The organism is Micromonospora sp. ATCC 39149, assembly GCF_000158815.1.
In the GTDB taxonomy this organism is placed as follows: Bacteria; Actinomycetota; Actinomycetes; order Mycobacteriales; family Micromonosporaceae; genus Micromonospora.
In genome coordinates this window covers 2,643,638-2,649,916 of the sequence record NZ_GG657738.1, presented here as the reverse complement: position 1 = coordinate 2,649,916, position 6,279 = coordinate 2,643,638, and the positions used below count along the sequence as shown (strand labels likewise).

General features: G+C 72.2%; 9 protein-coding genes and 1 pseudogene. All 10 read right to left on the bottom strand.

What is annotated here, in order from left to right; all coding sequences use genetic code 11:
• Window positions 1-333: pseudogene (locus tag MCAG_RS33610) on the bottom strand (lytic murein transglycosylase); the annotation flags it as partial.
• Entirely contained in the window at window positions 330-518 is a 189-nt protein-coding gene (locus MCAG_RS11160) for a hypothetical protein (RefSeq protein ID WP_036373104.1), read from the bottom strand. The gene MCAG_RS11160 and the pseudogene MCAG_RS33610, both read right to left, overlap by 4 nt.
• Window positions 519-640: 122 nt before the next feature.
• Complete coding sequence (locus MCAG_RS11155; RefSeq protein WP_007073069.1) at window positions 641-871, bottom strand: hypothetical protein; 231 nt, start codon at window positions 869-871, stop codon at window positions 641-643.
• Window positions 872-1,050: 179 nt separating this feature from the next.
• Complete coding sequence (locus MCAG_RS11150) at window positions 1,051-2,997, bottom strand: hypothetical protein (protein WP_007073068.1); 1,947 nt, start codon at window positions 2,995-2,997, stop codon at window positions 1,051-1,053.
• Window positions 2,998-3,017: 20 nt separating this feature from the next.
• A complete protein-coding gene (locus MCAG_RS11145) occupies window positions 3,018-3,398 on the bottom strand; it encodes a hypothetical protein (RefSeq protein WP_007073067.1) in 381 nt (126 codons plus the stop codon).
• A gap of 20 nt (window positions 3,399-3,418) precedes the next feature.
• Complete coding sequence (locus MCAG_RS11140; protein ID WP_036373099.1) at window positions 3,419-3,886, bottom strand: Pycsar system effector family protein; 468 nt, start codon at window positions 3,884-3,886, stop codon at window positions 3,419-3,421.
• A 93-nt stretch (window positions 3,887-3,979) separates the two neighbouring features.
• On the bottom strand, window positions 3,980-4,843 hold the full coding sequence (locus tag MCAG_RS11135; protein WP_036373096.1) for a DUF2637 domain-containing protein: 864 nt from the start codon (window positions 4,841-4,843) through the stop codon (window positions 3,980-3,982).
• Complete coding sequence (locus MCAG_RS11130) at window positions 4,843-5,154, bottom strand: hypothetical protein (protein ID WP_007073064.1); 312 nt, start codon at window positions 5,152-5,154, stop codon at window positions 4,843-4,845. Before MCAG_RS11130 ends, MCAG_RS11135 begins: the two co-directional genes overlap by 1 nt.
• Before the next feature lie 136 nt (window positions 5,155-5,290).
• Window positions 5,291-5,656, bottom strand: coding sequence for an RRQRL motif-containing zinc-binding protein (locus tag MCAG_RS11125; RefSeq protein WP_007073063.1), 366 nt, complete (start codon window positions 5,654-5,656; stop codon window positions 5,291-5,293).
• Window positions 5,656-6,036 carry a DUF6284 family protein gene (locus tag MCAG_RS11120; protein WP_232290133.1) on the bottom strand — a complete coding sequence of 127 codons (381 nt, stop codon included), beginning with the start codon at window positions 6,034-6,036 and terminating at the stop codon, window positions 5,656-5,658. The genes MCAG_RS11125 and MCAG_RS11120 overlap by 1 nt, the downstream gene beginning before the upstream one ends.
• Window positions 6,037-6,279: the final 243 nt, after the last annotated feature.

Genomic DNA, 6,279 nt, shown 5'->3' with positions numbered 1-6,279 from the left:
CTGGTGCGCGTTCCCAGGGCAGGATGGCCGCGTGTAGGTCGACAACCGTGCGGGTGCGTAGGTGTCGGGCGAGTGGTCGACGGCGGCGGCGTATGTCTCGCTCGTGGTGGGGTCGGTGATGGCGAACCAGCTCGGGTGGCCGAGCAGGGCGGCGCGGATCGCGCCGTAGACGCTGGCGGGGTACATGCCGGAGCGGACCACCCGGCAGCCGGTGTGGGTGCAGCCGTGGTGCGGGTCGTAGAGGCCGGGGCCGGGGTGCCAGCCGTGCCGGCGCAGGTAGCCGGCGGCGACACGGAGGGCGTCGGCGGGGGATCGCGGTAGGCCACCGGTCATGACAGGCGACCGTCGGCGGCGAGCCACACGATGATGGCGCTGACGTAGCTGCGGAATTGGCGGTGCACCTGCTCCCGGCAGTCGCAGTCGGGGCCGTGGGTGGCGTCGTGCAGGCGGGCGGCGTAGTGGTCGATGTCGGCGCGGGTAACGCCGGTTGTCTCGGTGGGGAAGGGGTCGGTGATCACGTGGTCACCTCCGCTGATCGTGGCGTGGGATCGTGCGGGTGCGGCGTGACGATGGCCAGCGCCGGGCGGGGCACTGGCCATCAGGTGGTGAGGGCGCGAAGCGCGTCGTTGATGTGGCGGGTTCAGTCGTGGTGGCGCAGCAGTGCCCAGATGACGAATGCGGCGACGGCGATGACCAGGGCGGCGGTCAGCATGCCGCCGGTGAGGTCGCGGATGAGCCATCCGGTGACGCGGGCGCGGGCGATCGTGGCGTCGGCGTGCCAGGCGACGCGCTCGACGCGGCGGCCGAGCGGCACGCCGAGGATCAGGCCGAGCAGCGCGCCCAGGGCGAGCGCGGCGAAGGCCAGTTTCATGGGTTCTCCCGTGGGATGTGCGCGGGCAGCGTCGGTTACGGGCTGCGATGGCGCGGGGGGGCGGGGGGCCGTCCGGACGGTCCGGACGGTGGCGTCCGGACGGCCCCCTACTTGGACCCTGGCGGACCCGTCCGGACGGTCCGGACCGTCCGGACGGGCCGCGTGGTGGTGACGGTGGGTTACGCCGGGGTGGGGATGCGGATCTTGTAGGTGCCCCGGTCGGTCTTGCGGAGCATGGCGTCGGGGCCGGTGGACAGCCGGCCGAGAGCCTTCCGCACCCAGTCGCCGGACAGGCCGGTCACGGAGATGACGTCGCCGAGGTCACCGGGGCGAACGACGTCCACTCCGGAGTCGTGCAGGTCGTACAGGTGGCCGCGTAGGTGTTCGTACGCCTCTTCGCTGGCCATGGGCGGCTGGCGCAGTCCGAGGGGGATGCGGGGCATGTCGGGTGGGATGCGGATGGGTTGGGCGGGGTCGACGTTGTCGGGTGGGTCGTTGGGGTTGATGGCCTGGTTGGGCCCGTCGTCGTCGTGGTTGGTGTCGGTGTGGTCGGGGTTCATGTCCGGCTCCGGGCGGGGGCGGGGTGCCGGGGGTTCCGGCTGTGGGTGGGTGGGGGCGGTGGCGGGTTGTCCGCCGAGGTAGGGGGCGACGGCGTGTGCGCGGTGGTGTTCGTCGGCGACGTAGCTGCGGCAGGGCATTGACCAGCGGGTGGTGTCGGTGCCGGGGATCTCGGCGTAGAGGTAGCCGGGTTTGGTGTTCTTCCAGGCCCAGGGCATCGCTCCGGCGTCGAGGGTGGCCTCGGACAGGGCCATGCCGGCGTCGACGTCCTTGTCGACACCGAGGCAGATCGATCCGGGGATGTTGGCGCGCGCCGAGGTGGGGAACCGGTCGTGGCTGGCGCGTTGCAACCCGAAGATCAGGGAGATACCGGCGCTGCGGGCGGCTTCGGTCAGTTCCGTCACGAGCGGGTTGCCGGCGGCGACCTGGGCTGCTTCGTCGACGATGGCGACCCGGTAGCGGGGGCACTGCCGGCACCCGGGCGTCCACTGCTTGTGGCCGTGCGCGCCGATCTGCCGTGCCCGTCCGGTGATGTCGGTGTAGAGGTCTTCGAGTAGGTCGTTGGTGTCGTCTTCGGTGCCGGCGGTGCGGGCCGCGCCTTGGACGACCCAGGCGGGGAGCTGGTCGAACTTGCGGGGGTCGGCCAGCCACAGTTCCGCGTCCGGGCGGGAGATGACCTCGGCTGCGATGTTGAGGATGACCTCGGTCTTGCCCGCGCCGGACATGCCCACGATCAGGAAGTGCGCGGCGTTGCGGCCGGCGGTGTGGTCGCCGGGCAGCCACAGCGTCAGGGGTTCGCCGTCTTCCATCACACCGAGCACGATCGGTTCAGCGATGGAACGGCCCGGGGCGGACAGACCGGGCCAGACGACCATGGCGCGGAGCTGGTCGACGGGGACGACCTCAACCCGGCCGCGCCGGGCGGAGTCCGGGTCGGGGATGACCCGCACCGCCGTTTCCGGCACGTCGAGGGCGGAAGCGAGAGCGGCCCGGTCACCGGCGAGTTCCCGCACCGACGTGCCCGCTTCCAGGGTCACCGCAGCCGACGCCTTCGCGCCCTTGATAGTGGGTCGGGCCACCGAGGCGTTGCGCAGGCTCTTGACCGCCTCAGCCAGCCCACCCCCGCCGGTGGCGGGGTCGTCGTCTCCGGCACTGTTGCGCAGGACCCGCACGACGGCCATGGCGATGCTGGCCGTGGGCGCTCCGATGAGCCACATGTCCAGCCACGGCGAGGACCAGGGGCCGGCGATGGTCGCGCCGACCGCCCACACCGACCCGGCGACACAGGTGGTGGTCGACACGGCCCGGCGCACGATGCCCCGGGCGGCGGCGGCCCGCCACGTCAGCGCGGTCAGGGCGGTGCCGGCGAGGGTCAGCCCGGCCGCAGCCGCGCCGATCGACGCGGGTTGCTCGCCCCACCGCCAGTGCGCCAGGCCGGTGGCCACGGCCAGCCCGAGGGACCCGGTCGGGGTGACCAGGTAGGGCCACAGCGGCAGTTTCACCGTGTGGACTCCGGCCAGCCCGGACGCATCGCCGATCCCGCCGTTCTTCGGCATCCGTGTTCTCACGATCTTCCCTCCCTCCCGGGTTAGGCGGTGAACTTGAAGTCGGGCCGGCGGGTGCCCCGGTAGCCGACCTGCTCCAGCTCGGGCATGTAGGCGGTGACGAACCGGTTGTTCGCGGTGATGATGTACTGACTGGCGATGACCAGCGCCTCACTGGCCTGCTGGATCGGCTTGGCGACCTGACGGGCGCGTGCCCTGGCGGTCAGGCCACCGACCACGACGACCCCACCGCCGACGCGCCGCAACCGGGCGTCCAACTCGCTGGCGGTGATCCCCAGCTCCAGGGCGGCGGCGTGCAGGACCCGGCGGGTGCTCTCGCACCACTCGATCAGGGCGTGGTTGTCGGTCAGCGAGTCCGCACCGGAGAACAGCGTGCGGCCCGAGGGCGGGTTGGTGTTCGACACGGAACGTCTCCTTCAGGTGGTTAGGCGAGTGCGGTGAGCAGGACAGTGACAGCGGTACCGACCAGACCGGCCAGCAGCAGATCGACGGCGGTGCGGACCCGCCGGTACTTACGCACCGCCGTACGCGACAGCCACACCAGGTGATGCGCCCGCTCGGCAGCGCCGAGCAGCGGCGACGCGGCAGCCTCGGTCATCAGGTCACCCGGCGCGGCAGCGGCGTAGCGCACCAGGCCGTGACCACCGGCCAGGCACGGGCGTACCGCGCCGGCCAGCAGACCGACCGCCGTACCGACCATGCCGACCGTCACCACCCCGGCGACCATCGCGGGGCCGGGCAGGTCGACGCGAGCCAGGACCGCAACGCCGACAGTGACGGCCGCACCAGCGACCGCCATCAACGTCGACGCCTTGCTGTCGACCCGCGCCAACTCGGCGCGGACCTCGGTCATCCGGTCGGTAAACCAGGCCGGATCGGGAACTGGCACCATCAGAGGTGCCCTCCTCTCACACAGGGGTTGGGTGACCGGACCGGCGGCACAGCACTGGTTTCCAGGCCATGAGGGCTGTGCCGCCGGGCGGGGTCAGGTACGGCTACGGCGGTTCGTGACCAGCAGGGCGGCGGAGGCCATGACCATCAGGCCGTCGACGGCGAGGGGGCCGATGGCGATGGTGAGCGGGTCTTCGCCGAAGTGCTCCAGCAGTCCGGACAGGTGCCGGTAGGACACCACGGCGGCGACCACCGCGACCGGCAGCACACCAGCCACCCGGGCAATCACGGAACTGAATCCTTCGCCCCAGGGGATGCGGGTCAGGATCTCCACCGCGACGAACAGGGCCACCGGCCAGAACACCGACAGCGCCACGGCCAACGGCGACGGGGACCACCCCGGGTCCGGGGCCCACCCGGCGGGCGCGCCGTCGGGCGGCTTCGGCAGGTAGGTGTGCGCCACGTTCGCCGCGATCGACACCACCCCACCCAGGATCACCCCGACGTAAGCCCAACCCCGACCCTTCGAGCGGGCGGCGGTCGGGGTGGTGGTGATGTTGGGACCCGGGTCTACGGCGGGTGCTGCCTGCCCCGACGCGACCTCGGGCACCTCGGTCACGTCCGGGGCCGGGCCCACCACGGGCGAGGCGTCCGGCCTGGGGGCCGTGGGCGCGTTCGGCGCGGGCGGGTCGGCCGCGATGGCGTCCGGGTCCGGGTCGACCGTCGGCCGGTCGGCGGCACCCGCGTCGGGGTCGGGGCCGGTCGGGGTGGCGTCCGGGTCGACCGGCGGGCGGGTCAGCCGGTCAAGGATGGCGTCCGCCTTCGGCCCACCGACCCGCAACTCCGTCTTGATCCGGTTGCGCGAGGGCACCGTACCGAGCCGAGCGACCAGGTCGTGAGCCTGCGGCATCAACTCCTCCACCGACCGGGGGTAGACGCTCAGCGTCGGCGCGGTCATCAGGCCACCGCCAGCGCGGCAAGCCGGTCCGCCGTGGATCCGTCCAGCGACCCGGCGGTGTCGGTGTACTCGGTGGCGTGGGCGTAGAACTCCCAGCCGTGCCACGTCGGGTAGGCGTTCAGGGCCCGGTACGGCCGGCCGTCGTCGCGGGTGCCGGTGTGCTCGCCGATGAGCAGGTCCGGGTGGTTCAGTCCGGCCAGGTGCAGCCAGGAACGCAGCTCGGCGATGCTGTCGAAGTCGACCGCCACGGACGAGCCGTCGGAGCGGAAGCGGATCTCGGTCGGGTTGGCCAGCAGGATCAGTTCGGCCATCACGGCGCGGCGGGTCTTGCGGGTGGTCATCGCAGCGTCTCCTTCACGGTCGGAACGTCGCGGTTGAGGGCGTGGCCGAGGGCGAACGGGGCGAGCATCACCAGCGGGCCGCCCAGCAGGATCAGCAACAGCCAGATCACGAGGGGCCTCCTTCGAAGCAGGTCAGGCACTCGCCCAGCGAGCGCGGGATGTAGTAGGAGCGGGTCACGCCGCAGATGCGGCAGGTACGACGCGCCCTCAGCGCGGCGCGGACGGCGCGGAGTTGGGCGGGCGTGGCCGTGCGCTTCGGCCTAGCCAGGTCGACCCGGTACAGGTACGCGGCGCGGGTACCGCCGACGCCACGCCAGAGCACCTGAGCGGCGATCGGCTGAGCGGGACGAAGACCAGCGGCGCGGAGCTGACGGCGAGTGGCGTAGCCGGACGGGGCACCTCGCCACCAGAACGTCGGTATGCCGTACCGGTCGCCGTCTGGATCCCAGTACGCGGCCCGGATCCGCGACATCAGGCGACCCGAGAAGCGTTCTGGCCGGCGGGGCAGCCGTAGACGGCCCGGTGCGACACCTGCTCGACACCGCACGTCTGGCAGCGCAGGATCTTGCAGCCGTAGCCGCATCCGGTCATGCCAACCTCCACCAGGAGGTGACCGTGACAGACATGCACGGGCCGGGCGGCCACCTCGGCAGCGGCGCGGGTCACCCGGGCCTCAGCCCGGCGCAACCTGCGCCAGTCCAGCGCGGTCGGCCCGCCGTCGTCGGCGGCGTAGAGCATCGCGATCTCGGCGTCGAGCAGGTCCAAGTCGGCCGCGATCAACGGCCACTCCTGCTCGATCGCAGCCAGGTCGGCGGCAGTCGGCCCCATGGCGGCGTCGTGGTCGGTGGTCACTTCGATCGGTTCCTTCCGGTACGGCGAGAGCGCGACGACGGCCGGCAGGGCCGGCAGTGCTGCTCGTCGGGGGCCAGCGGGGCGAGGTCCCCGCACGCAGCGCAATCGCGCCAAGTGGCGCTGGATTTGGTCGTGACGCGTACACACGCAGCGAGCACGGACATAGCGAGATCACCTCTCCCTACAGGTCAGGTCAGGTAGACAGCGCGGGGCGATCACGCCCCGGTCACGCACGGCCCGAAC